The sequence below is a fragment of the Haloarcula vallismortis ATCC 29715 genome, assembly GCF_000337775.1.
GTDB lineage: Archaea > Halobacteriota > Halobacteria > Halobacteriales > Haloarculaceae > Haloarcula > Haloarcula vallismortis.
The window spans coordinates 237497-263844 of the sequence record NZ_AOLQ01000042.1 but is presented as its reverse complement, the minus strand read 5'-3'; the positions used below and the strand labels follow the sequence as shown (position 1 = coordinate 263844).

General features: G+C 64.7%; 25 protein-coding genes. 7 read left to right on the top strand and 18 right to left on the bottom strand.

Annotated features, from left to right (window positions below):
- Window positions 1-92: 92 nt before the first annotated feature.
- The 4 genes from trpC to C437_RS11890 are packed head-to-tail and all read left to right on the top strand — an operon-like array spanning window position 93 to window position 3824.
- Window positions 93-905: an indole-3-glycerol phosphate synthase gene (gene trpC, locus C437_RS11905; RefSeq protein ID WP_004517212.1), complete on the top strand. Its 813-nt coding sequence runs from the start codon at window positions 93-95 to the stop codon at window positions 903-905.
- A complete protein-coding gene (gene trpB / locus C437_RS11900) occupies window positions 902-2164 on the top strand; it encodes a tryptophan synthase subunit beta (RefSeq protein WP_004517211.1) in 1263 nt (420 codons plus the stop codon). The genes trpC and trpB overlap by 4 nt, the downstream gene beginning before the upstream one ends.
- Complete coding sequence (gene trpA, locus C437_RS11895) at window positions 2164-2994, top strand: tryptophan synthase subunit alpha (RefSeq protein WP_004517210.1); 831 nt, start codon at window positions 2164-2166, stop codon at window positions 2992-2994. Before trpB ends, trpA begins: the two co-directional genes overlap by 1 nt.
- A gap of 26 nt (window positions 2995-3020) precedes the next feature.
- Entirely contained in the window at window positions 3021-3824 is an 804-nt protein-coding gene (locus C437_RS11890; RefSeq protein ID WP_004517209.1) for a 2-amino-3,7-dideoxy-D-threo-hept-6-ulosonate synthase, read from the top strand.
- Here C437_RS11890 and C437_RS11885 read toward each other — a convergent pair.
- Window positions 3821-5077, bottom strand: coding sequence for a P-loop NTPase (locus C437_RS11885; protein WP_004517208.1), 1257 nt, complete (start codon window positions 5075-5077; stop codon window positions 3821-3823). The two genes, C437_RS11890 and C437_RS11885, sit on opposite strands and share 4 nt — an antisense overlap.
- 240 nt (window positions 5078-5317) lie before the next feature.
- Here C437_RS11885 and C437_RS11880 point away from each other — a divergent pair, with 240 nt between their 5' ends.
- The gene (locus C437_RS11880) at window positions 5318-6484 is read left to right on the top strand and encodes a 3-dehydroquinate synthase II (protein ID WP_004517207.1); all 1167 of its coding nucleotides are present in this window, start codon (window positions 5318-5320) and stop codon (window positions 6482-6484) included.
- A gap of 35 nt (window positions 6485-6519) precedes the next feature.
- Here the strand turns inward: C437_RS11880 and C437_RS11875 are convergent, their stop codons facing one another.
- The 12 genes from C437_RS11875 to C437_RS11820 form a co-directional block, all read right to left on the bottom strand.
- Entirely contained in the window at window positions 6520-6936 is a 417-nt protein-coding gene (locus tag C437_RS11875; protein WP_004517206.1) for a zinc ribbon domain-containing protein, read from the bottom strand.
- 84 nt (window positions 6937-7020) lie between these two features.
- Complete coding sequence (locus C437_RS11870; RefSeq protein WP_004517205.1) at window positions 7021-7710, bottom strand: type I 3-dehydroquinate dehydratase; 690 nt, start codon at window positions 7708-7710, stop codon at window positions 7021-7023.
- 36 nt (window positions 7711-7746) lie between these two features.
- Window positions 7747-8775: a DNA-methyltransferase gene (locus C437_RS11865; protein WP_004517204.1), complete on the bottom strand. Its 1029-nt coding sequence runs from the start codon at window positions 8773-8775 to the stop codon at window positions 7747-7749.
- Window positions 8776-8895: 120 nt separating this feature from the next.
- A complete protein-coding gene (locus tag C437_RS11860; RefSeq protein WP_004517203.1) occupies window positions 8896-9861 on the bottom strand; it encodes a transcription initiation factor IIB in 966 nt (321 codons plus the stop codon).
- A gap of 274 nt (window positions 9862-10135) precedes the next feature.
- Window positions 10136-11953, bottom strand: coding sequence for a flippase-like domain-containing protein (locus tag C437_RS11855; RefSeq protein WP_004517202.1), 1818 nt, complete (start codon window positions 11951-11953; stop codon window positions 10136-10138).
- A gap of 68 nt (window positions 11954-12021) precedes the next feature.
- Entirely contained in the window at window positions 12022-13761 is a 1740-nt protein-coding gene (locus C437_RS11850) for a radical SAM protein (protein ID WP_004517201.1), read from the bottom strand.
- Window positions 13762-13901: 140 nt separating this feature from the next.
- Window positions 13902-14309 (bottom strand): potassium channel family protein, encoded by a 408-nt coding sequence (locus C437_RS11845; protein WP_004517200.1) that lies wholly within the window; start codon window positions 14307-14309, stop codon window positions 13902-13904.
- Window positions 14310-14530: 221 nt separating this feature from the next.
- On the bottom strand, window positions 14531-16009 hold the full coding sequence (ppcA, locus tag C437_RS11840; protein ID WP_004517199.1) for a phosphoenolpyruvate carboxylase: 1479 nt from the start codon (window positions 16007-16009) through the stop codon (window positions 14531-14533).
- A gap of 186 nt (window positions 16010-16195) precedes the next feature.
- Window positions 16196-16537: a DUF4112 domain-containing protein gene (locus tag C437_RS11835; protein WP_004517198.1), complete on the bottom strand. Its 342-nt coding sequence runs from the start codon at window positions 16535-16537 to the stop codon at window positions 16196-16198.
- A gap of 66 nt (window positions 16538-16603) precedes the next feature.
- A complete protein-coding gene (arcD, locus tag C437_RS11830) occupies window positions 16604-18058 on the bottom strand; it encodes an arginine/ornithine antiporter ArcD (protein ID WP_004517197.1) in 1455 nt (484 codons plus the stop codon).
- A 278-nt stretch (window positions 18059-18336) separates the two neighbouring features.
- On the bottom strand, window positions 18337-20259 hold the full coding sequence (locus tag C437_RS11825) for an ABC transporter ATP-binding protein (protein WP_004517196.1): 1923 nt from the start codon (window positions 20257-20259) through the stop codon (window positions 18337-18339).
- A 69-nt stretch (window positions 20260-20328) separates the two neighbouring features.
- Window positions 20329-21126 carry a DUF429 domain-containing protein gene (locus C437_RS11820; protein WP_004517195.1) on the bottom strand — a complete coding sequence of 266 codons (798 nt, stop codon included), beginning with the start codon at window positions 21124-21126 and terminating at the stop codon, window positions 20329-20331.
- Between the two features lie 104 nt (window positions 21127-21230).
- Between C437_RS11820 and C437_RS20645 the strand changes: the two genes are divergently transcribed.
- Complete coding sequence (locus C437_RS20645; protein WP_004517194.1) at window positions 21231-21389, top strand: DUF7559 family protein; 159 nt, start codon at window positions 21231-21233, stop codon at window positions 21387-21389.
- The gene (locus C437_RS11815) at window positions 21386-21907 is read left to right on the top strand and encodes an Hsp20/alpha crystallin family protein (protein WP_004517193.1); all 522 of its coding nucleotides are present in this window, start codon (window positions 21386-21388) and stop codon (window positions 21905-21907) included. The genes C437_RS20645 and C437_RS11815 overlap by 4 nt, the downstream gene beginning before the upstream one ends.
- Window positions 21908-21937: 30 nt before the next feature.
- On the opposite strand, the gene C437_RS11810 is transcribed toward C437_RS11815, so the two are convergent.
- The 5 genes from C437_RS11810 to C437_RS11790 form a co-directional block, all read right to left on the bottom strand.
- Window positions 21938-23041 (bottom strand): NAD(P)/FAD-dependent oxidoreductase, encoded by a 1104-nt coding sequence (locus tag C437_RS11810; protein WP_004517192.1) that lies wholly within the window; start codon window positions 23039-23041, stop codon window positions 21938-21940.
- Window positions 23042-23824, bottom strand: coding sequence for a DUF7388 family protein (locus C437_RS11805; protein ID WP_004517191.1), 783 nt, complete (start codon window positions 23822-23824; stop codon window positions 23042-23044).
- A 70-nt stretch (window positions 23825-23894) separates the two neighbouring features.
- Entirely contained in the window at window positions 23895-24515 is a 621-nt protein-coding gene (locus C437_RS11800) for an NUDIX hydrolase (RefSeq protein WP_004517190.1), read from the bottom strand.
- Between the two features lie 89 nt (window positions 24516-24604).
- Window positions 24605-25075, bottom strand: coding sequence for a DUF7109 family protein (locus C437_RS11795; RefSeq protein ID WP_004517189.1), 471 nt, complete (start codon window positions 25073-25075; stop codon window positions 24605-24607).
- Window positions 25076-25107: 32 nt separating this feature from the next.
- Complete coding sequence (locus C437_RS11790) at window positions 25108-26244, bottom strand: MFS transporter (RefSeq protein WP_004517188.1); 1137 nt, start codon at window positions 26242-26244, stop codon at window positions 25108-25110.
- Window positions 26245-26348: the final 104 nt, after the last annotated feature.

Sequence of the window (26348 nt, the reverse complement as noted above, 5' to 3'; positions counted from 1 at the left end):
ATGTTTGACACCGTGAGCTATCCGTCATGGCCTGCGTCGCCTGGGATGATAGGGCAACTCTTATGTACACTTCTGTACGTTAGTGTTCAGTAATGGACGACAGTGAGGAGATAGCACCAGCGGTTCAGTCAATTCTCGACGCGGCGCGGGAGCGCGGTGGCGGCGGTGACCGGGTCTCGGTGACGCCCCGTTCGCTGCCCGATGCCTTCGACGCGGTGGCAGACGCCGGGCGGACACCGGTCGTCGCCGAGATCAAGCCGACGAGTCCGACCGCGGACGGCGAGCGGACCGACGACCCGGTCGACCTCGCACAACAGATGGTCGCGGGCGGCGCGGCGGCGCTCTCGGTGCTGACGGAGCCAGACCACTTCGGCGGGTCAGCAGAGACCCTCGAACGGGTTCGCGAGGCCGTCGACGTACCGGTGTTGCGCAAGGATTTCATCCTTCATGAGGCCCAACTGGACGTCGTCGAAGCGGATGTCGTCCTGCTCATCGTCCGCTTTCTCGAAGCCGAGGGCACTGGCGACCTCACTGATCTCCTTGCGGCCGCACGCGAGCGGGGATTTCAGGTCCTCGTGGAGACCCACACTGCGGCAGAAGTCGAGCAAGCGGTCGACGCTGGCGCGGACATTATCGGGGTCAACAACCGCGACCTCGCGGAGCTAGCGGTCGACCTCGGAACGTTCGAGGCGGTCGCGCCTGATGTCCCGGACGGCGTCACACTCATTGCTGAAAGCGGCATACAGACACCAGACGACATCACGCGGATGCGCGACGCCGGTGCGGACGCCCTGCTGATTGGATCGGCAATCATGGACCACGACGCGGCGACGGACGTGGAAGCGAACACGCGGCGACTGACAGGTGCGGACACTGATGCGATTGAGACGACTACAGACACATGAGCACTGACGACGCATACGACCCCAAGTTCGGCGAGTACGGTGGACAGTACGTGCCCGAGGCACTGATGCCAGCTATCGAGGAGCTGACTGATGCCTACCAGCGGTACGTGCTCGAAAACGAGGACGGCTTCATGGACGAATTCCGGGAGCGGCTGGCCGACTTCGGCGGTCGACCGACGCCGCTGCAGTACGCCGACCAGCTCTCGGCCCGGTACGACACGGACGTCTATCTCAAGCGCGAGGACCTGCTCCACGGCGGGGCCCACAAGCTCAACAATGCGCTGGGCCAGGTGCTACTGGCGAAGTACATGGGCAAGGAGCGAATCATTGCCGAGACCGGGGCCGGCCAGCACGGCACGGCGACGGCGATGGCGGCGGCTCATCTCGACATGCCCTGTGAGATTTACATGGGCGAGACCGACATCGCGCGCCAGCGACCCAACGTGTTCCGGATGCGTATCAACGGCTCCGAGGTGAACCCGGTGACCGTCGGCCGCGGCACGCTCAAGGAAGCAATCTCTGAGACGATGCGGGACTGGGCGACCACCGTCGAGAACACCCACTACGTCATCGGAAGCATCGTCGGCCCGCACCCGTTCCCGAAGATGGTACGGGACTTCCACTCGGTTATCTCCGAAGAGGCTCGCAAACAGATGCTCGAAACGACTGGCGACCTGCCGGACACTGTCATGGCCTGTGCCGGCGGCGGGTCGAACACGATGGGGATGTTCGCCGAGTTCATCGACGACCCCGAAGTCGACCTCTACGCTGTCGAGGCCGGGGGCTCCTCGCTGCAGGTCGACGAGGAGGAGGGCGTCGCGCCCAACTCCGCAACGCTCTCGACCGGCGACGAAGGCGTCCTCCACGGCGCGCGCACGAAACTCCTGCAGGACTCGGATGGCCAGATAATGGAATCTCACTCCGTCTCGTCGGGGCTAGACTACGCCGGTGTCGGTCCGGAGCTCGCCCACCTCGTCGACGAGGACCGCGTCACACCGGTCAACGTCGACGACGACGCCGCGCTAGAGGCGTTCCACCGGCTCTCGCAAGACGAGGGTATTATCCCGGCGCTGGAGACGGCCCACGCCTTCGGCTACCTCGAAGAGCACCCCGAAGCGGTTGGTGACTCCGTTATCATCAATGTCTCCGGCCGCGGCGACAAAGACCTCGAAATAGCCATCGAGGAGACCGCGAAACGTGACCTCGATATCGCGCCGGATATGTCTATCTTCGAACGCGTTGGCGGGGGTGGCCTCTGATGGGCCTCGAACGCGCCTTCGCCGACGAGCCTGCTTTCGTCCCCTATCTCGCTGCCGGCGACCCGAGCTACGAAGCCTCCAAACAGTACGTCGAGGCGCTGGCCCGCGGCGGCGCGGACGTCATCGAACTCGGCCTGCCGTTCTCGGAGCCGATTGCGGAGGGCAAGACCATCCAGAACGCCATCGTCCGCTCGCTAGAGGCAGGGATGACGCCCGACCGCTTCTTCGAGTTCGTCACGGACCTCGACGTGGACGTGCCGCTAGTGTGTATGACCTACTACAATCTGATCTATCAATACGGCTCAGAAGAAGGTCCCCGCCCCTTCGTCGAGAAGGCCGCCGCGGTGGGCATCGAGGGGCTCGTCGTCCCGGACCTCCCTGGGGAAGAAGCCGGCCCCCTTCGTCGGGCCTGCGACGAGTTCGACCTCGATCTGGTGTTCATTGTCGCGCCGACGACGAAAGGCGACCGACTCGAACGGATGCTCGAACAGGTGTCTGGCTACGTCTATGTTCAGGCGCGCCTGGGCGTCACCGGCGCACGAGAGGACGTGGACGATGCCACTGAGGAGTCGCTGGCTCGCCTCGCGGACTGGGACGTGCCAAAGGCCGTCGGGTTCGGCATCAAGACCGGCGACCACGCCAAGCGAATCGTGTCTGCCGGCGCTGACGGCGTCATCGTCGGCTCCGCGCTGGTCGATATTGTCGCCGAGGGCCACGAGGACGGCGATCCCGTCGACGAGGTGGCCGACCGGCTCGAAGCGAAGGCTCGCGAACTCAAAGACGGTGCGCTCCGGGGGGCGGCAGAACGACCGCAACCGGAACGCACATAATCGTACTTGCCACACTGTCTCATATCATGACTGCAGGCAAACGCGCACGACTCGAACGCATCGGGACAGACGACACATACGTCATCATCCCGATGGACCACGGCATCACAATGGGGGCTGTAAAGGGCCTCAAAGACATCGAAGCGACGATTGATGCGGTTACCAGCGGCGGCGCGGACGCCGTCCTTACCCAGCGTGGCATCGCCGGCCGGGTCCACCCCAACAAGAACGACGCGGGCTACATCACCCATCTCAACGGCTCTACGACTATCGGCCCGGACGAGCAGGACAAGCGGACCACGGGAACAGTGGAAGACGCCATCCGCGCCGGGGCCGACGCCGTCTCGTTCCATATCAACGTCGGCAGCCAGTACGAACCCGAACAGATCGAGGAGCTCTCCGAACTGACGACCGAGGCCAGCCAGTACGGCCTGCCGGTGCTGGCGATGGCATACGCCCGCGGCCCCGACATCGACTCCGAGAACGAGGACTACAACCAGTCCGTCGGCCACGCTGTCCGGCTGGCCGAGGAACTCGGCGCAGACATCGTCAAGACGGGCTACACAGGCTCCGCTGAGACGTTCCAGCACGTCGTCGAGTCCACGTCACTGCCGGTGGTCATCGCCGGCGGCTCGAAAGGCACCGACGAGGACACCGTCCGGATGGTCCGGGGGACGATGGACGCCGGGGCCTCCGGCGTCTCGATGGGCCGCTCTATTTTCCAGCACGACGAACCGGAGAAGATCGCCCGCGCCGTCTCCGCCGTCGTCCACGACGACGCCACCACCGAAGAGGCGCTCCGCGAGGCCGGACTGGCCGTCGAGGCCTAAAGGCCAAACAGCGACCGCATTCGCGCGCCGAGCCCGTCAGCTTCGGCACCGTCGCTGGCAGCCGCGTTGCTCTCGCTGGGAGTGTCCGACGGCGAGTCACCGGCTTTCTGCTCCGGGCCGTCGGCATCTCGTGACGCTCCGGTGTCTCGCCCTGCCTCGTCGCCATGTTGCTCCGCCCCGTCTACCGGTGCTGATTCGCTTGCCACCAGCTCACTCCCGTCGATTATCGACGTGGTTTCGGCTCCGCCTTCGGCGTCCGCCTCCGAAGCGGCTGACGTACCGATATCGGTCAGTTCGGCTACGTCGTCCGCTGGCGGGTCGCCTGTCCCGTCCTGCTCGGCTGGCGCTGGACCGATCGGATCGCCGTCGTCCCTGATTGCATCCGATGGGTGGACTGTCCTGCCGCCGTCCGTCGTCCCGGGGCTGTGCCTCTGTGGTGGCTGTTTCGCTGGTCGAGTCGTCGGCTCTGGGTCGTCCGAGTCAGCTGACCCTTCTACAGCGGCCGCGTCTGCCGTGGTGCCGGTCGACGCCTTCTCGGTATCGACGAGCTGTCTCGAAATGCGCTCGTACGCGATTGCTGCGCCGCTGGTTGGTGCGTTCCGAACGACGGGCGTGCCACTGTCCTGTGAATGCGGGACGGCGTCGTCTTCCGGGACGTGTCCGAGCAGCTCGACGTCGAGGAACTCCGCGATTTCAGCAGCGCCCGGCGACGCGCCCGTCCCGGATTTCGTGAGGATGAGCCCCCGGACCGGCGCTTCGACCCGCTCTGCGAGTTCTTGCGTGTTCGAAACGTTCCGTATCGATGCCACCCGCGGTGTCGACACAAGTAGCACGTCGTCGGCGAGTTTGAGTGGCTGAATCGTCTCCTCGCTCAGCCCCGCCGGGGTGTCTAACAGGACGATGTCGTGATGCCACCGGAGGGTTTCGACGATGCCGGACAGTCGGTCGAGGTCGGTGTCCGCGTACCCGTCGAGCGTGGTCCCGCTCGGCACGAGTGACAGATTCATGTCGGTTTCGTACATCGCGTCCGTGACCGACGCGTCACCGGCGAGCACGTCGTGAAATGTCGCGTCCGCGTCGGTGTCGATGCCGACATCGAGAAAGTCGACGAGGTTCGCCATCGCGAGGTCCATCTCCACGACGACGGTCGAATAGCCAGCCTCCGCCAGCAGTGTCCCGAGGTTGATGCTGGACGTCGTCTTTCCGACCCCCCCTTTCGCCCCGGCGACTGTGTAGACGTGGTTAGTAACCATCTGTAACTGGACCGAATTATGTCAATACTTTATTAGTAATGCTCATTGATAACTCTACTGGCCGACATTTAATTGCGATAATTGGATACAAATAAATACCAAGCGTCGAACCATACAGGATCTACCTTCAGGAAATCCAACCGGTATCGCCCGCTTTCGCATCTCTCCTCGCCGTTCACCACTTACTAGACCCACCCGGGTTCCGCCACGTTCAAGCCTCGCCGTTGCGGACGTGAGCGTATGACTCGAAGCGTCTGGCTCAAAGCCGACAGCGAGGTCGGCGACTGGGAGACACGGAAACGCCGGATAACCGCTGGTATCGAGGCCGGCGTCGACTGGGTACTGGTCGACGAGGAAGATGTCGAACGCGTCTCGGAACTCGGTGAGATAAACATCGCCGCGTTCACCAACGGCGACGTCCACGTGATGGAGGCCGAGGCGGCGGACTCAGAAGCCGATGCAACCATCGTCGGAAAAGACGGCGAGGGGGACGGCACGGTCGACCTCCCCTCGGATTTCTCCGGTTCCGCGGATCTCTCGACGCTGCGGCAGAACGGGGCCGCCCCCGACGGCGGCTACGTCCGCATCTTCGACGAAGACTACGAGGCCTTCGCCGAGGCGGTCGCCGCTGAAGCCGACTTCACCATCGTCATCGGCGAGAACTGGCAGATAATTCCACTCGAAAACCTCATCGCCCGCGTCGGCGAGGAGACAGATCTCATCGCCGGCGTCCGGACCGCCGAAGACGCCCGAACGGCCTACGAGACGCTAGAACTCGGGGCCGACGGCGTCCTACTGGACACGGATGAAGTCGACGAAATCCGCAAAACGGTCGAGGTCCGCGACGAGATGGGCCGGGAGTCGCTCGATCTGGAGTACGCTGAAGTTACCGCTATCGAGCAGACCGGCTCCGCTGACCGCGTCTGTATCGACACGGGCAGCCTGATGGAGCACGACGAGGGGATGCTCGTCGGGTCGATGGCCCGCGGACTCTTCTTCGTCCACGCCGAGACGGCAGAGTCGCCCTACGTCGCCTCCCGGCCGTTCCGGGTCAACGCCGGTGCGGTCCACGCCTACGTCCGGACGCCCGACGGCGGGACGAAATATCTCTCGGAACTCCAGTCCGGCGATGAGGTCCAGATAGTCGACGCGAACGGTCGCACCCGCGAGGCTATCGTCGGCCGCGCGAAAATCGAAAAGCGCCCGATGTTCCGCGTGCAAGCCGAAACCAAGGACGGCGACCGCATCGAGACGCTGCTCCAGAACGCCGAGACGATCAAGGTCCACACCCAGAACGGGCGAACCGCTGTTACGGATCTCGAACCCGGTGACGAAATCCTCATCCACCACGAGGACACGGCGACGCACTTCGGCGAGCGGATCGAAGAGAGCATTATCGAAAAGTAAGCCGACTCCGTCCGGGGCTGACCGCAGCCTTCGGGCTACTGCTGGTCCGCCTCGACCGGTTCCAGCTGCGTCGTACACCAGTGACAGAAGTCGATGTCTTCATCGAGTTCCTTGCCGCAGTTCGGACACGTCGTGCCGGCTTCGACTTCCTGGGCCTGGTTCTGGTTGACGGCGACCCAGTAGGCGTCGACGACGTTGAGCGTCGTAATCACAACCGAGCCGATTGTCACCTCGGTGGGTCTGGACTGATACGACGACGAGAGGGCCTCTATGCTTAGCTGAGTGACAGGGTCGATAGCGCCAGTGACGACGAACACGACAGACAGCACGAACAGTAACCCAAGCCACAACAGCCCCCGTCCCCACTTGCGGAGGTAGAAGTGTCCCAACCCGGGGAAGATGAACGCAAGCACCACGGCCAGCAGCGGCCGCTTGCGTCCTTTGTCAGTCATACTCGGCGAATCTATCTCGCATACCCCTATATCTTCCGAAGGACTACCGTCCGGACGAAAGGCCTGTAGCTGACGGCTACCGGCTCAGGCGTCGCTCTGGAGCTGTCCGACCAGCGTCCGGAGCGTCGCGAGGTCGTACTGCCCGGGCGCGGTCGCGTCGGCAGGGTCGACGGGCGCGTAGCCGATACAGGAGCCATACAGCGGGGCGACTGCTCTGGAGTGACGACCCGCCGCACCCATGCACATCGTGGCGACCTGCTCGCCTTCGGTTGTCAGTTCGCGAGTCGCCCCCAGCATCGCCAGCACGTCGTCTGGCGACTGGGCCGTACTCGCCATCTTCCCCACATCACCGCGAGCACAGGCTCGTTCGAGTCGACTCACGATAGCGTCACGGTCGGGCGTCGATTCGAAGTTGTGCGTCGAGACCACGACAGACGCTCCGTGGTTGCGGGCAGCGTCGGCGACCTGTCCGGCGTCATGATCGCCAGCTCCCGCAAGCGCCGCGAGTTCGAGGTCGACAGCTGTCACGGCATCGTGTTCGAGCGCGGTTTCGAGCGCGTCGAGGCGGCCCGCGGTGTCGGCGGCCTCGCCACCCTCCCACGTCGGCCGGTTCGTGACGAGTATCGGAAGCTCGCCGTCGTAGGCATCCAGCTGTGCCAGCGGCTCGTCGGCGAAGTCCATCCGCAGTTCCAGCCCGTCGGCGTCGGCGCGGGCGGCCGGTTCCACCCCGAGGTCGTCGGTGGCGGCGAGCAGGGTGAACGACTCGAAGTCCATAGGTCAGCTTCGACGGAGTTACACAAAAAGCCGTGCTTACCCGACCGGCTCGTGGACGGCCCGGAAGCCGTCATCGGTCGCCGTGACGGAGTCGACCGCGTAGAACTGAATCCGTTGTTCCTGTTTCGTGTTGACGGCGAAGTCGTACTGCTCGGCCTCGTAGCCCGGTTCCTTGCCGTCGGCGCGCCGTTGCTCCACCCACGAGCGGTGGTCGGCGAGGCGCTCCTGAGCGATGGTCCGGGAGCGTTCCGGGGCGGTGGCGACTCGGTCTTCGAGCGCCGATAGCAGGTCCGGGTCGCGGTCCACCCCAACCGAGTTCCGGCCGGCGACCATCGCTGCCAGCGTGGTCGTCCCGGTCCCGAGAAACGGGTCAAGCACCGTATCACCGTACACCGAGAACATCGAGATGAGTCGGTAGGGAACAGTCAGCGGGAACGCCCCCGAGCGGTCCCGGAGGCCGTCGTCGAGGTCCTGGGTCTCGCCGGGGAGTTCCCAGAGGTCGGAGAACCACTCGTTGCGTTCCTCCCAGAAATACGCGCTCTCGTAGCGGCGGTCAGCGCCCGGTTCGAGACGGCGGCGCTCCCCGTTGCGGAACACGAGGATGTGTTCGTGTTCAAGCGTCGGATAGGCGTTTGGCGGGACCATCCCCGAACCCATGAACTTCGCGCCGCTGTTGGTCGGTTTCCGCCACAGGATATCGGGTAGCGCCCGTAACCCGTGGTCGGTCAGCCGGTCTGTTATCTCCGCATGGTTGGGATAGGAGCGAAACCCGTCGTCCATCGAGCGCGTCGCATCCCCGACGTTGATGCAGGCGATGCCGCCGGGAACCAGCACGCGCTCTATCTCCGCCCACACCGCATCGAGCACGTCGTGCATCAGCGTGAACGCTCGGTCGCCGTCCACGTCTTCCAGCGCCGCTCCGATGGCAGGGTCAAGCTCAGTGAAGATGTCGTCCCACATCTCGATCATCGGGTACGGGGGGGACGTGACCACCAGTTCGACGCTGTCGTCGGGACAGTCGAGCGTTCGGGCGTCACCGGTTCGAACCCGGTGTGTCGTCTCCATACCGGGTCCCAGCGGACGGGACGACTCTAGTCTTGCGGTTATCGGTCGTCGGAGTACACGCTTTGTGTGACACTCGATGACAAAAACGGCCCTCACAGCGGTGCAGCGCAAATACCGAGCTTACGCGACGGGCAGGTCCTGCTCGGCTTCCAGCAGTTCGTGGTAGCGGTTGCGGATGGTGACCTCGGAGATGTCGGCGACCTCGGACACGGCGGCCTGCGTCGTCTTCTCGTTTGTCAGCAGGGCGGCGGCGTAGACGGCGGCGGCGGCGAGGCCGACCGGCGACTTGCCGGAGTGGACGCCCTGTTCCTTGGCGTTTTGGAGGAGCTGACGGGCGCGGTGTTCGGCCTCGTCGGACAGTTCAAGCGAGGAGGCAAAGCGAGGGACGTAGCTCTCGGGGTCGGCAGGACGAACTTCAAGCGAGAGTTCGCGGACGACGTAGCGGTAGGTGCGGGCGATTTCGCTCTTTTCGACCCGGGAGACCTCGGTGATCTCGTCGAGGCTCCGCGGGACGCCGGCCTGTCGCGCTGCGGCGTAGACCGAGGCTGTCGAAACACCCTCGATGGAGCGGCCCGGCAGCAGATCTTCGTCCAGTGCACGGCGGTAGATGACGCTGGCCGTCTCGCGGACGTTCTCGGGGAGGCCGAGCGCGGATGCCATCCGGTCGATTTCGCCCAGCGCTTGCTTGAGGTTGCGCTCCTTGGAGTCACGGGTTCGGAACCGCTCGTTCCACTTGCGCAGGCGCTGCATCTTCTGGCGCTGTTTGCCCGACAGGGAGTTCCCGTAGGCGTCCTTATCGCGCCAGTCGATGTTCGTCGAGAGGCCCTTGTCGTGCATCATGTTCGTCGTCGGCGCGCCGACGCGGGACTTCTCGTCTTTCTCGCTGGAGTCGAACGCGCGCCACTCGGGGCCACGGTCGATTTCGTCGGATTCGACGACCAGCCCACAGTCCTCACAGACCGTTTCGCCGTGTTCGTCGTCGATGACGAGCGAGCCACTGCACTCCGGGCACGCTGTGCTCTCCGATTCTGTCGACTCCGTCGTCTGTTCCTCGTGCTGCTGTCGCGTCCGTGTGTGTTCACTCATTGGTTGCGAAGGCGGGTGCTCACCGGGTGGGAGACATCACAGAACCCGGAGGCAGTCGGTAACACTGTATTCGAACGAAAGTCATTAAAGCATTCCGGTATTGTCATAGAGACCACCGACACAAGTCACGAAACCCACGTTTGCGCATCAGTCGCATGACCATTCATATATCCAAAGTCGGACGGTTTCCCGTTTATTAGCAGGGTGTCGAATAAAATAGGGCGCTCAGTGGCTGCTACTATCGGTCCACAGACCACCGTAGAACAAGTGTGCTTCAGTCGTTCGTCTCCGGGTCGATGGCGTCGGCGGACTGGGACTCCTCGACGGCCGTCGTCAGCGAGACGTTGAGCCAGGCCATCGACGCCACGCCACCGACGATAGTGACGGCGTTCTTGACCGCGTGGTCGACGATAGCGACGCCAATGGCCGCGGCGACGCCGACCGGAGTCAGCGACGCGACAATGACGGTGAACGCGCCCTCGTAGAGCCCGACACCGCCGGGAGTCAACGGCAGGACCTTGGCAAGGTTCCCGACGCTGACCGCGAAGAAGCCGACGGCCACCAGCGACGGCGTCAAGTCGTAGCCGAAGGCTGCGAAGACGATGAGCGCCGTTATCACGTCGAACGTCCAGATGAAGAGACTCCCCGCGCCGACGCGGGCGAAGGCCGGCCCGTCGGCGGCGACCGTCTGCACGTCACCGACGAACCCCTCGATGATGCCGGCGACGTAGTCGGCGTAGGAGTCGCTGCTCAGTCGCCCGATAACCGCCCGAACGAGGTTCCGGTCACTCCGTGCACTGGCGACAATAGCCATCACGGCTCCAATTGCCGCGGCGCCGACACCGCCGGCCACGGTCACAGCAGTCCGACCGCTACTGGCCGCGTCGCCGCCGACCGCGTCACCGGTCAGCGCGGTCATCAGCTGGCCGGCCGACCCGGTCACCGCCAGCCCGACCATGACGACGCCGGCGAGCAGCGTGATCGTCAGCAGGTCGAACACCCGCTCGACTGCCAGCGACGCGAATCCGGAGGGGTACGGAATCGAGCGGCGGGCCTTGATGACGTACGCCCGGACGGCGTCGCCGGCCCGTGCCGGAAACACGAGGTTCCCAGTCTGGCTGATGAATATCGCCCCAGTCAGGAAGCCCCATCGCTCCCGGTACCCCATCGAGGTGAGGATATCCCGGTAGCGGATGCCCCGGAGCGGCCACGAGATCGCGTAGACGACGGCGCTCAGCACGACGATTTCCGGGGCCGCGCCGGCCATCTCACTGAGCACGCGGTCAGGGTCAAGATACTGCGTCATCAACAGGAGGGCGACGACGACGAGCATCGTGCCCGCGCCGAGCGATACCTCCCGAGTGATGCGGGGGCTGACCGACAGCTCCCAGAAGGTCCGGAGTATCTGGCTCCCCATGCCGAACACGTCCCGGACGATGTCGACCTTCGAATCGCCCTTTGGCGTCCAGTCGACGGGGAACTCTGTCACCCGGTAGCCGTCGCGCTGTGCCTTCACCAGCAGTTCAGTGTCCCAGAACCAGTGTTCGTCCTGCACGCGGGGCAGTAGCGTCTCCAGTGCCTGCCGGTCGAACGCTTTGAACCCGCACTGATGGTCCTTGAGATCCGACCGGAGGATCGTCCGAACGAGGGTGTTGTAGCCGAAGCTCGGAATCCCGCGCTTTGCAGGCCGGTCGGCTCGGTTTTCCGGCATCCACCGTGACCCAGTCGCCACGTCGTAGCCGTCGATTCGGATGGCGTTGACGAGTTCTTCGAGATGGGACATATCCGTCGCCAGGTCCGTATCGAAATACACCAGCGTTTCGCCGGCGGCCCGTTCGAAGGCGTACGCTAACGCGCCGCCCCGACCCAGACGCTCGTCACTGTGGACGTGCCGGACCCGGCTGTCCTCGTCTGCGAGTCGCGTTGCGATTTCCGGCGTGCGGTCCGAGCAGCCGTCCTCCGCGACGATAACTTCGTACGCGTCGTCGGGGAGAAACGAGGTGAGCGTCTCGAGCGTTATCGAGACTGTCTGCTCGATGGTGTCTGCTTCGTTGTAGGCAGGGAGAACGACGCTCACCTCGACCGCAGTCATACGCTCTTGGTCATCCCCGGAGTGAAAAGTACTTTCCGTTCGTTACGCTCCCGGGGCCGGAGCCGCCGTTAGTCAGCGCCTTCTCCCGACTTAGCGGTCGCGAACCGCTCGATGGAGGTGACGTCGATTTCGCCGACCGACTCGTAGGGTCTGTTTACGACCACGTCACCGGCGGTGCTTCGGCCGATACCGGGAATTGCGGTGAGTTCGTTCATCGAGGCGCTGTTGAGGTCCAGCGGGTAGGGGACGCCGGTGACCGACCGGTAGCCGTGGTCGGTCACCGCGATATCGACGACGCTGCCGAGTTCGCGCTCGCCCGGAATACCGACGAGCAGCGGGTAGGTACCAAGCTGTCGGCCGAACGTCTTGCCGTCCTGATGGTACTCCAGATGCACGTCGGGGAGTACCGTCCCCGGTGGTGCGACCCGCTGAAGCATCGGGTTGTCGATAGTCTCCCGGACCTCCTGTTTGTACTGCTTGAACAGTTGCTTGTGGTCCTTGGCGATCTCCGCGCCGGTGTCGGCCATGTCGGTCCCCTCGAAGGCCATCACCTGTCGGATGTTCACCCGGCGAAGCATCAGGCCGGAGTCGTAGACCCGCCGGAGGAACCGTTTGTTGTGTTCAAACGTCTCCCGCGTCTCGCCTTTCAGCCCGTGGACCAGATTGATTCCCGGGAGCAGTTTCGGAAGCCGGCGGGCGGCGTCGTCGCCGAAGTTGGGGGCTGACCCCTCCGCGTCGGTCCGCGGGTCACCGTCCCCGCCCGGTCGCCAGCCAGCCACCTCGTTGACGATTTTCACCGCCTCGAAACACTGGTCGGCGGTGACGTTGAGGTTGTTGTCGCTCATCACGTTCGGGTCGGCCGATTCCAGCCCGAAGGCGGCCGTATCCCCGGGCGTGTTGTGCTCGGCGATGATGCGAATCCCTTCACGGGCTTTCTCAGGCCACTTCACGACCGTAATGGGGTTCATGTTGTCCAGATGGAGCGTCTCCAGACCCGGCGCGACCTCACGGATGCCGCCATAGAGCCGTCGGAGGGCGTCGGGGTTTGGCGCTTCGCCGTCGCCGCCGTAGGCCAGAATGTCGGCCTGCCGACCCAGCCGGAAGTGCTTCACGCCGCGGTCCGAGAGGGCGTCGACTTCGTCGACCACGCTCTCTGGCGGTCGGAAGTCGGGGTTGCCGTACATCGGCTCTGTACAGAAGGAACACCGGTACGGACAGCCCCGGGAGGTCTCCATCTCGCAGATGAGGTAGTCGGGATGGTTGGGGTGTTGTTCGACGACGAACGCGCCGGCCCGCGCCCAGCGGGTCTCTTCCTCGATGTCTCGGTACCGGTCGTTGAACCCCTCCAGACCGGACTCGACGAGGTCGTAGACGGCAGCCTCAACATCTGCCATCGCCAGAAAATCGAAATCGAGGTCGTCGCGGGCCGTCTCACTCGCGCCCTCGTTGGCCTCGCCGACGCCGAAGCGGACCGGGCCGCCCATGATGGACGTGCCGTCGGCCGTCCATGCGAGTTCGCGCACTTCGTCGGGTTCGGCCGGCGTTCCGCCGACGTACTTGCCGGGGACGGTCATCCCGCCGACGTACACCATGAGGTCGGCGTCCTCCACGTCGCGCCAGACGGCGTTGTTATCCCGTAGTTCGTCGATAGTGTGATACGTTATCTGCTCGCGGGGGACGCCGGCGTCGACGAGCGCACCGGCGGCGTACCGCGGGTACGTCGAGATGTACGGCGGCACCCCGAAGTGTGCAGGCTCGTCGACGTAGCCGTCGACGATGGTCACGTCGAGCGTCTCGGGGTTAGTCATATCCTCGCTTGACGTTCGATGCCTAAAACCGTGTCTGGTTATTGATGGCGTGTCGGTGCAGAGACCGAAGAACGCGGTGCACATAGAGCCGCTGTCTCGATACGCTCTGTACCGCCCGCCCCCGCATCATCCTGATTCGATCAGGCTGACGTGATTCGGTCCAGAGCAACGTCGGCCCCAGCCGCCGCGGGGTATACGACGCTGTCGACGAAGTGCCGATGTGCGAGGTCTTGCTCGCCGTCCTGTGCGATACGGAGAATCGTCTTGCTACCAGCGCTTTTCTCCGACGCCATTTCACAGATGTCGAGGTTCACGTCGGTGTTATCGGTGAGCGCCGCGACAACGTCGACCGTAGACAGGTCGACCTGACCGAAGACATCGGGGTCCGACCCGTCGCCCTCGATAACACGATTCACCGCTGGAGCTACCTGTTCGCAGTTCGTGGGGTCCTGCTCGATTACGGTGACGACGTTTCGCTCCGCCGTGAGTTGCTCCGCGACGTGCCTGCCAACGCGACCGGCGCCGACAATAACGATGTTTCGTGTCATCGGTATACGTGCTAATTAATGGCATGAGACGGTTTAAGTATTAGCCTGGTGACAGACTCACCAGTTGTCCGAATGGCCATGGAAGCGCAATAAAGATGCGCAAACCTGACAAATACGAGTCACGAGCGCCCATCGGCCGATTCAGACAACCGGAACACACGGGGTGGCCCACTACACTCGAAACACGCGCCGGTTCTCGCGCGGTTACCGACCGAGATGCGTTAGCCCAGGAACTGCCGCTCGCGGGCCCCGCGTCGGACTGCTGTCCTGAGCGCGTCCTCGTCACCACGCTTGAACGCATCGATTGCCGCATCGGTCGCGGCACGGTGCTCTTGATTTGGCTCTATGTCGACCATCGCCGTCGCGGTTTCGAGCGTGTCCACCGACAGCGGGAGGACCTCCGTGCACCGCGGGTTGTAGTAGCGTGCAGCGTCGCGAAGGTTGTCGAAGAAGGTGGGAAAGGCGTCCTCGATGAACGTCTTGTCAGCAGCATCCAGCGCGTGGACGCCGAGCAACGTTGGCGGACAGCCGACGCTGTACAGCGACGCCGTGTAGCCAATCGCCCGTGGGAGAGCGTTCTCACCGACCTCTCGCGAGTAGCCGAACAGACCAACGTGGAGCTTCCGCGCACGACGGTCCGGGACCGCAGCAGCCAGTCGATTGACCGGTTTCGCTATGGCGTCGACCTGCGCGGTGTATGCGTCAGCGGTCCGGTCGATAATCGACAGGGCACGTTCCTCGTCGATTGTGGCGGGCGGCGACCCGAGGTCCGCTGCCTGCAGCGTTCGCAGGCCGTCGCGGACCGTCTCGACCGGATAGTCGTATTTGAAGGCCGACTGGATAGTGAACGTCTCCACCTCTGCGTACGCCTCCGCGACTGCTCCCGCCCGGTCGGGAGTCAGGTTTCCGCGAAACGGTGCCGACCCGCTGCCAAGCATCGGATGGATGTCGATGTCAATCTCGTCGGCAGTCTGGTATAACCGCTGGAGGGCGATCTTATTGATGAGGTCGGCAGCCAGTGACCCGTAGTTCAGCGCGGGGTCCGAGCGAGCGAGAAAAACCCGGACGCTGTCAAGCCCCTGTGCGGTTGCGTACTCGCGGACGATCTCGTCAGCCCGGAGCATGGCGTCGCGCTGTTCGATGAGGGGAATAACGTTGACGCTGTCCGGCCGGAAGTCGCCGACCCAGTCGCTGATCGTCCGGTCGCCCCACACGACTTCGTCCGCCTTGCCGGTGACGTGGGTGGTGTAGTACTCGTGGACGGCGTTGATCTGGTCGGCGTCTGTCACCATCGGGATGATGACCTCGTAAATCGGTGGCACCGTCTCGATGCCGTGTTCCTCGGCGAAAACGCTGGCAGCGTCGAACGACCGCGGGATGCTCTCGAGTATTTCGAGCAAAACCTTCGCCTCCGACGCCTCGACGTCCGGATTCGGTCCGCGGACGGTCAGCCGGAAGTCCGCTCCCAGCCGGGTGTCGGCGAAGAAGTTGTCGTACCGCGAGAGGAGTTTCTTGACGGCGTATTCGTCGCCCTCCTTGCCCTCGAAATCCCACATCTGCTCGTCACAGCCGAGATGTGACGCGACGTAGTACGCCTCCTGAATTTCGTCTTCGCCCTCGATGACGTCACCCGCAGTAAAGAACGGGAGTGTGGCGTTGTCCGGGTGCTGCGTACTCAGCAGCCGAGGCACGTCTGTCATGGGTTCACAAAGGCTCCGACCAACAAAAATCCCAGTGAACTGATGGCTTGCGCGCAGTCCCGGCGACGCAAACGGTGGCCACCGGCCCGGAGCGGAGCCCGGGGTAGGGCGATACGCCAGCGCCGTCCTGTGGCGACTTAATTCCAGTTGAGATGCTCCCCAACTGAGTACGGGCGCGGTGATCGACTACCCGTCCGCGACCGCCGCGGCGACCAGTTCGGCATTCCTGACGTTGGCCTTCCAGTAGGCGTCGAAGAGGTCACCGACCACCGGAACGCTCCCGAGCATTGCGTCCACCGCAATGTTCGCGAGCAGTCGGACCACGGTTCGTTTCGGGACGCCGAGCCGCACGGCCTCGGCGACAATGTACAGCGAGCACAGCGCCATCGCGATGTCGCCCGCAATCGGGAGCAAGCCGAGTATCGGGTCGAGACCGACTCGAAACCTGGTGCCGGGTATGCGGATGCTCTCGTCAAGAATGTGCGCGACGGTTCGAATGCGGCCCAGCGCCGCCGGTTCCGTGTCCATAGCTGACACACGACCGGGGTCCTAATGTGCGTGCTGCCTGCGTGCGAAGTCGCCGCTGAATCGCACTCAGTCGTCGGCGACAGCGGACGACGCAGCCGAATCAGGTTGCTCAGACCCGTCGAACCGTCCACCGAACAGCGTTGTCGCAAACAGAATCAACGGCGAGAGGAACGCGAAGAAGTAGTACGGGGCGTACGCAAGCGTTCCGACCCCGAAGACTGCAGACATGTAGACAGCCCCGGCGTGCCATGGAAAGAGCGCACCGGTCGGGGTGCCAGCGGATTCGATAGCCTGTGAGAGGTCGTCGCTGGCCAGACCGTACTCGTCATAGAGATTTCGGAGGGTGAGCCCGGGGACGACGATGCTCATGTACTGCTGGGCGGAGAAGGCGTTGACGAATATCGCGGAAACGCCTGTCCCGACAACGAGGCTACGTGGGCCACGGACAGCAGTCGCGAGGTGGTGTGCGAGCACGGCGAGGACCCCAGTCCGTTCGAGGAGGCCGCCGAGACTGAGGGCCGCGACGACGACGGCAATCGTCCAGGCCGACCCCGAGATGCCACCGCTTGCCAGCAGGTCGTTCACGAGCGCTGTCCCCGTCTCGGGAGATGTTCCGTCGAGAAACACGGTCCAGGCAGCAGTGAACGACCGGCCCTGGACGAAGATGGTCGTGAAGGTCCCAGCGAAGACCCCGGCGACTAACGTCGGGAGCGCCGGAATTCCGTACAGCGCCAGCCCGAAGGTGACAACGAGCGGGATGAGTACCAGCACCGAGAGGTCGTAGCTGCCGGCGAGTGCGCCCTGTATCTCGGCGACACGCCCGGCCGGGATTTCACCGACAGCACGCAGTCCCAGCGCAGTATAAAGCAGGACCGAGAGGCCAAACGCCAGCACGGTCCCGTTGCGCATCGCCCGGATGTGGTCGTAGAGGTCGGTGTTCGTCACGGCGGCCGCGAGGTTCGTCGTGTCCGAGAGGGGAGACTGTTTGTCGCCCGCGTAGGCACCCGAGAGGATGGCACCGGCAGTCATCGGTGTCGGCACACCGAGACCGGAGCCGATGCCGATGAAGGCCACGCCGAGCGTGCCGGCCGTCGTCCACGACGACCCGATGGAGAACGCGACGACCATCGCAAGCAGCGCTGTCGCCGGCAGGAACACGTCCGGCGTCAGCACCGAGAGTCCGTAGTACATCAGCCCGGGAATGGTGCCCGCGCTCACCCACGTCGCGATGAGGCCGTAGATGACGAACAGAATAAGGATGGCCTGTAAGCCCATTAGCAGACTGTCCGCGAGCCCCTCATAGAGGTCGTTCCACGAGTAACCGAGCCAGTATTTCCCGACTGCGCCAGTCAGCACGATGCTCCAGAGCAGGGGCCCGTGTGGGGCCAGCTTCAGATATCCAGATCCGATGCCGAGGAACAGGACGACACCGAGTACGGGGACCAGCGCCTGGAGTATGCCAGGCCGGCGCTTCGCCGGAATGTCCTCGTACGTCAGCGGTTCGAGAGTGAGTGATGTCACGTCTGCTCCTGCCTAATAACTCATATGTATTAAAAAGAGCGATAATATCTCTGTAGCGCATATGTGACAGTGTCACTTTCAGGGCTACCGTTACCAAACACCGATACAACAGACACAGAGCGGTGCTGCGTGCACCCACTTGGCGGACACGCTGGCTGCTATCAGCGGGCTCGAATGTAGGACTCAGATATCTCTCGGCAGCAACTACTTCGAGGCAGCGTAGCTGGTCGTGCCACTGGAATTAATTTCCTCTCAGAACCACGCAGATGGCAGCAGCCTCAGTCGTCGGCGCTGACCGCTCGGTCGTCGGCCTGGGCGTGCCAGAGAGCGGCGTAATCGCCGTCGGCCGCGAGCAGGTCGGTGTGGCTACCGCGTTCGACGATTTCACCCTCGTCCATCACGACGATGCGGTCCGCGTCCCGAATCGTCGAGAGGCGGTGGGCGATAACGAAGGCGGTGCGGTCCGCGACCAGTTGTTCGATGCTCTCCTGAATTCGGTCCTCCGTCTCTGTGTCCACATCGCTGGTCGCCTCGTCGAAGATGATGATTTCGGGATCGTTCAGCAGGGCGCGGGCGATGGCGACCCGCTGGCGCTGGCCACCGGAGAGCTTGATGCCGCGCTCGCCGATCTGCGTGTCGTACCCATCCGGCAGGTCCTGAATGAATTCGTGAGCCTGTGCGGCTTCCGCCGCGTTGCGGACGCGGTCACGTGCGGTTTCCCAGTCACGCTCCTGTACCTCGTCGTCCGACTGCTCGGCGTCGAGGACTTGTCGGTCCCCGTAGGCGATGTTCTCGGCGACCGTCCCGGAAAACAGGTACGGCTGCTGCTCCACGATGGCGATTTCGCTTCTGAGACTCTGGAGGCCGTACTCGCGTACGTCAACGCCGTCGACGCTGACCGCGCCGTCGTCCACGTCGTGGAATCGCGGCACCAGTTTCAGCAAGGTCGATTTGCCGGCCCCCGTCGCCCCGGCGAGGCCGATTGTCGCTCCGTCAGGGACATCAAGCGAGACATTACGGACCACCGGCGGCTCGTCGCCGTAACCGAAGGTCACGTCGTCGAACTCGACCGACCCGTCGATGCTGTCGGGTGTGTACGGGTCCTCGGGGTCGGTGACTTCGGGGTCCTGACCCAGCAGCCCGAACACGCGCTCGGCGCTGGATTTGGCGAGCTGGTACTTGTTCGCTGACCGCCCGATTCGGCGCATCGGCGAGTACAGCCGGCGGATATACAGGAAGAACAGGGCAAACGCCCCAGTCGACAGCGCCGCTTCGCTCTCTGGATTCGTGATGAAGTCCATCCCGGCGACGTACAGAATCAGGACAAACGCAATACCAGTAAGCAGTCGCAGGCCGGCGAAGAAGGCCCGCCGGATGCGCAGGGCGGCCACCTTCTGGTCGTGATACTCCTGGCTCTGGTCGGTCACCCGCTTGCGCTCGAAGTCGTAGCGGTCGAACGCCTTGATGACTGGCGCGCCGCTGAGGTTGTTCTCTAACCGGGTGTTGAGCCGGGACACTGTCTGGCGGATGGAGCGGTATCTCGGCTCAATCCAGGTGAGGAAGAAGCCGCTGGCGATGCCGATGAGTGGCACCGGGCCGAGCGCGATGAGCGCCAGCTTCGGAGAGTACCGGTAGAGGATGATCGCGATTCCGCCGACGGTCGCCACCACCCGAATCATCTGGCGGAACTCCGTGTTGAGGAACGATTCCAACCGGTTGATGTCGCTGTTGAGTATCGACATCATCCCGCCGGTCTGGTGGTTCGCAAAGAAGGACAGCGAGAGGTGTTGCAAGTGGTCGTAGGTGTCGTTCCGGAGGTCCCGCTGTATCTTCTGGGCACTCGACTGGAGCAGATATCTGGAGGCAAAGCGCGTCGCCGACCGCAGAAGGTAGGCGATAGCCGCGATAGCGACCAGCCGCTGGAGGAAGGCGATACGGGCGGCTTCGCCCGTGATTTGGCCGGGCGGCAACAGGCCGGCATCCGTTAGCAGTCCCGGCTCGCCACTGCTGAGAACGACGCGGTCAATGGCTGCAGCGACGATTATCGGCGGCACGAGGCGGGCGAACCGGGTACAGAACGCCGCCAGAATACCGACGAACAGCCGCAACCAGTAGGACGTAGCGTAGCCGATAAGATTGACCATCGGGTGGCCGTCGACGTTCTCGCGGACGCCCTCGAAGCCGCCCTGATCGTCAGGCATAGACGCTAGTTGGTCCGGAAACTGATATATGCCGGGCTTCAGCCCGAAGACAGTGACATCACTGCGTCCTCAGACGTAGATACAGCCTTCGCCCTCTGGGCCTGCTGCGGGCGGTCTGGCACTGTCAGCCAGCCGACCCGCCGAGACGACAGCGGCCAGTGAGTCCAGCGCGTCGTGGTTCCCGAGGTACGTGTCGCGGTGGTCGCCGACCGTGACGCTACAGGCTTCGACCGCCGCGATATTCGCCTCTCGTCGCTGCCGGGGGTCGTCGACGTTCTTGTATCCTTCACGGTAACAGCCCAGCCAGCCGAACGTCGCGGCAGGGTACACTTCTGCGACCAGCGTATCGGCGTCCCAGCCCTGCATCGGCACGACGGCTGTCCCGTCGTCGGCTCGCAGCTCCCCGAGTACATCACGGACGCCGTAGAAAGTCATGCTGCGCGTCCGGTTCGTGTAGGGACACAGCGCTCCACGGCGGAAGTCCGTCTCCCGGCGAAGGTCACGGCTTCCAGTCGCCATTTCCGCGGTGTGTCGGCACGCCTCGGAGAGCGACCCCGGGTCGGTCGGGCCGCTCCCGCTCGCGAGCCAGTCGACGAAGCCCGACCAGGTGCCGCCACATTGCGCGTCCAGCAGGGCTTGGGGCAGGCTAAACGGGAAATCCAGGCCGACCGTGCCGACACCGTCGTCGGTAATGCGGTCGACGAGGCCGGCGTGGGCCGCTTCACGGTCGCGGCCCCACTCGTCCGTCCCTCGGTAGCACCGCTGAACTTTCAGCCCGTCGTCCGTCGGTATCGCCTCGGTGACCCAGAGCGCGTCGCCAGCGGCCGCTGCACCGCTGAAATCCGCCCCGAGGACGCGTTCACTCATACACCCGAGTACGCCGGTGACGGCATCAATGTTGGGACTGACAGGAGGTGGTAACCCCGGCCCCGTCCGTAAGGGGTTTGTCCCCGACGGACCAACGAAATAGTATGCCAGCCACTATGGAGGTCGTCTGCACGGACGACAGCTGTGAACTCGACATGTTCGAGATGCACTACACGTACGATATGCCGGACGATGTCGAACTCGCGGCGTTCTCCTGCCCGTACTGTGGCGGGACAGACTGCCTTGACGAAGTGGAACTATGATGCGGGACATCGGCTCCTCTATCAGCGACGCGATATTCGAGAACATCGGTCGGGCTGCCGGTCGGGTGCAGGAGAACAAGCCGCTGGCTTCGGACCTGCTGGAGTCGGACGACGCCTACCTCGTCGTCTTCGACGCGCCCGGCACGACCGCATCGGACATTCAGGTCCGGTACGTCGACGACCGCGTGGAGGTTCGGATCGACCGCTTCCGTGACTTCTACGAGGGCTTCGAGATGCGCTACCCCGGCCGCGGACTCGCGCTCGACGGGAGTGTCACCCTTCCGAGCGATGCCGCTGTCGACCCGGAGACGGCACAGGCCACGCTCAAGAGCAACGGCACGCTTCACGTCCGCGTCCCGAAGGCAGACACGGACCACGACGAGGACGACGTGACTGACGTTGGCGTCGAGACAGACGACGGCGAGGCGGACGAAGGACACGAAGCGAGTTCGGACAGTGAAACGGCCGATATCGAAGACGTGACCGACTCTGCTGACGAAGGCGAAGACGACGCCTGAGCGGAGCGTATACACTTTCTCACAGCGCATTTACTGTACCCAGTCACGCGTCGGGTCCTCTAGCGCGGCGAACGTCTCGGAGCCGTCGAACCGCGTCGGGTCGACCCGGTCGGGGAGATGCTCGGAGAGCGGATTCGGGCGGTCAAGCACTGCCGCCGCGAGATAGTCACCCATTGCCGGCGCGCGCATGAGCCCATGGCCCTGCCAGCCGGTCGCGACCCAGAGCCCGTCGGCGACCGGTCCGGCAAGCGGCGCGCCGTCGGGCGTCGCCGTACACAGGCCGGCCCAGGCTCTGTCACAGGCCGGCGTCAGCGCCGATGTTTGCTCGACACGGTCGAGGCTCCGGGTGACGAATTCGGCGTCAGCATCCGGGTTCCAGTCCGCCGGGTCAACCTCGTGTGCGCCGTTGCCGACCAGCAACGCATCGTCCTTCGGTCGCCAGTAGAACTCCCGCGTGGCATCGTAGAACGACGGCAGTTCGGCGTCGACCGGTCCGGTGACGAGCGCCTGTGCGCGGTAGGCCTTCAGCGCAAGCGAGACTCCGATGTCGGCAACGAGCGGCTTCGTCTGTGGGCCAGCCGCGACGACCACCGCGTCAAACGCCCGCGCCTCACTCGGCGTTTCGACGGTCGTTGGCGACGCGAGCGAGACCGGAGTTTCCGTCTCGACGGTCGCACCGTCCGCCCGGGCCTGTTCGGCGAGCGTCGCCACCACCTCGTCCGGGTCGAGCACGCCGGCGTCGCGGGCGAGGCCGGCCACTTCGATGCTGCTGATACAGAGTGCGGGGTAGCGGTCGCCGAGTGCCGCCGGTGTGAGCGCCTCGACCGCGACGCCGTTTCGCTGCATCCCCGAAATCTGCTCGCGGACGGCCGTGGCGTCGCTCTCGTCGCGTGCGACCCAGACGTAGGGCTGTGGCTCGAACAGGTCCATATCCCGGTAACGAGCGAGGGCATGCGTGGCGACGGCGGCGTCCACGTCGTCGGCGAAGGCGTCGTAACAGAGCCCGGCCGCCCGGCCGCTCGCGCCGCTCCCGAGAGTGTCACGCTCAAATACCGTCACCGATGCGCCGCGGCGGGCCAGCGCTGTCGCGGTCGAGAGGCCGACGGCCCCGCCGCCGACGACAGCGACGTTCATCTACAGGAAGGGGTCGAGCCCACGCGCCGGATAGCCGACAATCGTGTCGACGCCGATGTCGCGGAGCCGCTCGGTTCGCTCGGCGACCGTCTCGACGGAGCCGACGAGCGCGTAGTCGCGGATAGCCTGTGTGAGTACGTCCCTGGCTCGCCCCGTGGCTCGGCTGTCCGTCGGCGCGCCCTCGGGCAGTGCGTTCCGAACCGGGCCGCGCCGGGCCGCGTAGTCGCCGACAGCGTCGAGCATCGCGTCCTCGCTGTTCGAGAGCACCAGCGGGGCGTAAACGGCAATCGAACCGTCGAAGCCGGCTGTCCGGAGTGTCCGAACGTCGCGCGCCGTCGTCCGTGAGAGGAGTTCGTACTGCGTTCCGCCGACCGCCAGTGCGAGGCGCTCGATGCCCTCGGTGCCGACCCATGGATCGCTGGCGTCGTCGACGGCCGCCCGAAGCCGCGGTGCGACGGCCCGCTCAGCCTCATCCGTTGAGAGATATGCGCTGTGGCCGGCAACCAGAACACGTCCTGTACCCGCCGGCAGCGCGTCGAACCCGCTGTCGTCGCCCAGCGGGTCGAAGCCGTCAGCTCGGACTGGCGTGGTGACGCGCACGTCGGCGGTCGACAGCAGTCGCTCGATAGTGTCCGTCTCCGGGACGTGGGCCGCTCCCTCGTAATCGATTGCAAGCGTCTCAACGTCGAGGGCCGTTGCCTGCGACACGTCCACTTCCGTCGGCTTGAGCGCCACCGCGTCGATGCCGGCGGCCGCCAGTGTCGCACCGGTAAGCGTGGTCATCCAGTACGCGGTCAACGTCTCGGGGCTGCAAAATCCTGTCGCTCTCAACCCCGCCACGGCGGGCCCTGCTTCACTCAGCTTCGTCGCGCACGCTCGGTGGCAAGTCGTCGTCGGGTTCCATGTACCGGTCCGGCTCGGGCGGCATCCGCCAGTCGGTCGCAAGTTCGAGCAACTGGACGAGCATCCGCGCTGTCGCGCCCCAGACGGTGTAGCCGTCGACGTAGAAGAAATGGAGGCGAATCTCTCCGTAGTGGGGGTGGTCCCGGTGCTCTGACTCGTAGTTGTCGAGGTCGATCAGTTCCGACACCGGCAGAGAGACTATCTCCGCGACCTCTTCGTCCGAGGGCAGGTAGTCGCGGTCCGGGATTCGCCCAACGAACGGGCGCACGGAGTAGCGCGTGATAGTTCTGATGTCATCCAGCCGACCGACGACGTTGACCGCCAGCGGATCGAGCCCGATCTCCTCGTTTGCCTCTCGGAGCGCCGTCCGAAGCAGGTCCTCGTCTTCGGGTTCGCGGCCGCCGCCGGGGAACGACATCTGGCCGGGGTGGTCCGAGAGGTGGTCAGCGCGCTTCGTGAACAGTATCGCCTCGCCCTCGGGTCGCGTGACAACCGGGGCGATGACGGCCGCCTCCTGTGGCTCATCGTCCACGACGACTGGCTCGTGGGCCGCGACCCGGTCGAACTGCATAACATGTGGTAGGTGACCGACTGTCTTAATTCGGGTGGCTCACGCCATCGAAATATCTGATTTAATCGTGTGGTATAGGGGTGCCGGGCTCACACGTCGTCGAGGCGGTCGCGGAGGCCGTCCATCTCGACGCTTTCCCACGCTTCGATGTCGTAGCTCACGTCAAGCAGTGTCTCGACGCGGTCCTCGTCGCCGTTCTTGACGGCCATCACCGCGTCCTCTCGGAAGCGCGACTTGACGGCCTCGATGACCGCATCGCGCGCAAGGTCGCGGGCCGGCACGTCCATGATATGGGGAAGGTCGGCCGCGCCGTCAGGCAGGGCCGGGAACGCGACCGGGCCGACGACGAGCAGCGTCTCGTCGGTGTCTACGGCGTGGTCGTCGACGGCGACGAGGTGATACGAGTCGACAGCGCTATCGATGGCCCCGGCTACTGCGTCCGGGTCGGCGTCGACGCCCTGCTTGAACGCGAGTTCGCCGCAGGCGTCGACGAGCTCCGCGCTGGTGAGCGAACCAAAGAGGTCGACGACGCCGGCCAGCTCGTCCGGTTGCAGGTCCATACAGGCCACGCGGCACCGAGCGGCTTCAGCCTTTAGGCTCGGGCAGCGCTCGGCAGTCGGCCGTTGCGGTGCAGCGACACCATCGCCACGAGGACGACGAGCAACGCGATTCCCATGCCCCGAAGCAGTGTCGGAAACGTGACGCCGGCGTCGAGCAGCCTCCCGACGAGCGCGCTTCCGGGTGCCTGCAGCAGCATCATCCCCGCGCCGTAGGTGGCGTACGCACTCGCGCGGTGGCGGTCAGGGAGCGAGCCGAGCAGGTACGCGTCCACCGCCGGGAAGATGCTGTGGATGACATAGCCGACCACGACGCTGAAGACGGCTAGCGACCAGAACCCGGTCAGCGACGGGAGCACCAGCACGCAGCCGGTAAAGGCCGCAAGCATCGTCAGAAGGTACGGAATCGACGGGAGCCGGTCGGCCAGACGACCGCTGACGTAGAAGGCCGGCACCCCGGCTCCGAACGCGAGCAACAGCAGCGTCCGTCCTCGTCCGGGCGTGAGTCCGACGCTCGTGGCGTAGGTGACGTAGAAGTTGAACAGCCCGTTCCAGACCAGCCCTGCGACGCCGATGGTAGCGACGCTGGTGACGATGATGTGCCACTGGGCACGCGCCGCGCCGAGGAGGTCGCGGTCGTCGCTTCCGGCGTCGGGCAGTGAGGAGCGTCTCGCGACGAGCGTGAAAGCGACAGTTACCAGCCCCGCGGCGACGGCGATCCCCTGCAGCGCGGTCCGCCACGTCCCGACGATGAGCACGAACGAGATCAAGGCTGGCGCACCGACAGCAGCGAGCTGGGCGGCGACGCCGTGTTGCCCGAGCGCGCGACCGGGTCGCTCCGGAAACAGCTCACTGACCAGCGTGTTTGCCGCGGTCAGGTAGACGCCGCTTGCAAGCCCCATCGTGAACGCCCCGACGAGCAACAGTGTCGGGTCAAACGCGAGGGCGGTGAACGTCGTTCCGACGGTCAACACGACGCCGGAGCCGAAGATGACCTTCGCCCGCGATATCCGGGTCAGCAGGACGCCGGTGGGGAGCCGCGGGAGGGCGCTCCCGGCCCAGACCATCGTTGCGAGCAGTCCGAGTGTCGCATCGGACGCCCCTGTCGTCGCCCGGATCGGCTCGATAAGCGGGGCAAAGACGACTCTGGCGAGGTTGATACAGAACACCATCCCTAACAGTGAGCCGAAGACGCGGCGACGAGACACGACCGGCGGTACGTCGGAGCACCTGAACAACGTTCCGGAACGCCGCCACGGGGTTTTTACACGCGGGT

Bases quoted from the DNA above. Each gene is read 5' to 3' on its own strand.
- C437_RS11800 (WP_004517190.1), bottom strand. From the start codon at position 24,515: ATGCAGTTCGACCGGGTCGCGGCCCACGAGCCAGTCGTCGTGGACGAT.
- C437_RS11860 (WP_004517203.1), bottom strand. From the start codon at position 9,861: ATGAGTGAACACACACGGACGCGACAGCAGCACGAGGAACAGACGACG.
- C437_RS11810 (WP_004517192.1), bottom strand. From the start codon at position 23,041: ATGAACGTCGCTGTCGTCGGCGGCGGGGCCGTCGGCCTCTCGACCGCG.
- C437_RS11795 (WP_004517189.1), bottom strand. From the start codon at position 25,075: ATGGACCTGCAACCGGACGAGCTGGCCGGCGTCGTCGACCTCTTTGGT.
- C437_RS11815 (WP_004517193.1), top strand. From the start codon at position 21,386: ATGATGCGGGACATCGGCTCCTCTATCAGCGACGCGATATTCGAGAAC.
- C437_RS11825 (WP_004517196.1), bottom strand. From the start codon at position 20,259: ATGCCTGACGATCAGGGCGGCTTCGAGGGCGTCCGCGAGAACGTCGAC.
- C437_RS20645 (WP_004517194.1), top strand. From the start codon at position 21,231: ATGCCAGCCACTATGGAGGTCGTCTGCACGGACGACAGCTGTGAACTC.
- trpC (WP_004517212.1), top strand. From the start codon at position 93: ATGGACGACAGTGAGGAGATAGCACCAGCGGTTCAGTCAATTCTCGAC.
- C437_RS11835 (WP_004517198.1), bottom strand. From the start codon at position 16,537: ATGGACACGGAACCGGCGGCGCTGGGCCGCATTCGAACCGTCGCGCAC.
- ppcA (WP_004517199.1), bottom strand. From the start codon at position 16,009: ATGACAGACGTGCCTCGGCTGCTGAGTACGCAGCACCCGGACAACGCC.
- C437_RS11790 (WP_004517188.1), bottom strand. From the start codon at position 26,244: ATGGTGTTCTGTATCAACCTCGCCAGAGTCGTCTTTGCCCCGCTTATC.
- C437_RS11885 (WP_004517208.1), bottom strand. From the start codon at position 5,077: ATGGTTACTAACCACGTCTACACAGTCGCCGGGGCGAAAGGGGGGGTC.
- C437_RS11855 (WP_004517202.1), bottom strand. From the start codon at position 11,953: ATGACTGCGGTCGAGGTGAGCGTCGTTCTCCCTGCCTACAACGAAGCA.
- C437_RS11820 (WP_004517195.1), bottom strand. From the start codon at position 21,126: ATGAGTGAACGCGTCCTCGGGGCGGATTTCAGCGGTGCAGCGGCCGCT.
- C437_RS11890 (WP_004517209.1), top strand. From the start codon at position 3,021: ATGACTGCAGGCAAACGCGCACGACTCGAACGCATCGGGACAGACGAC.
- C437_RS11845 (WP_004517200.1), bottom strand. From the start codon at position 14,309: ATGACACGAAACATCGTTATTGTCGGCGCCGGTCGCGTTGGCAGGCAC.
- C437_RS11865 (WP_004517204.1), bottom strand. From the start codon at position 8,775: ATGGAGACGACACACCGGGTTCGAACCGGTGACGCCCGAACGCTCGAC.
- C437_RS11880 (WP_004517207.1), top strand. From the start codon at position 5,318: ATGACTCGAAGCGTCTGGCTCAAAGCCGACAGCGAGGTCGGCGACTGG.
- trpB (WP_004517211.1), top strand. From the start codon at position 902: ATGAGCACTGACGACGCATACGACCCCAAGTTCGGCGAGTACGGTGGA.
- C437_RS11870 (WP_004517205.1), bottom strand. From the start codon at position 7,710: ATGGACTTCGAGTCGTTCACCCTGCTCGCCGCCACCGACGACCTCGGG.
- C437_RS11850 (WP_004517201.1), bottom strand. From the start codon at position 13,761: ATGACTAACCCCGAGACGCTCGACGTGACCATCGTCGACGGCTACGTC.
- C437_RS11875 (WP_004517206.1), bottom strand. From the start codon at position 6,936: ATGACTGACAAAGGACGCAAGCGGCCGCTGCTGGCCGTGGTGCTTGCG.
- trpA (WP_004517210.1), top strand. From the start codon at position 2,164: ATGGGCCTCGAACGCGCCTTCGCCGACGAGCCTGCTTTCGTCCCCTAT.
- C437_RS11805 (WP_004517191.1), bottom strand. From the start codon at position 23,824: ATGACCACGCTTACCGGTGCGACACTGGCGGCCGCCGGCATCGACGCG.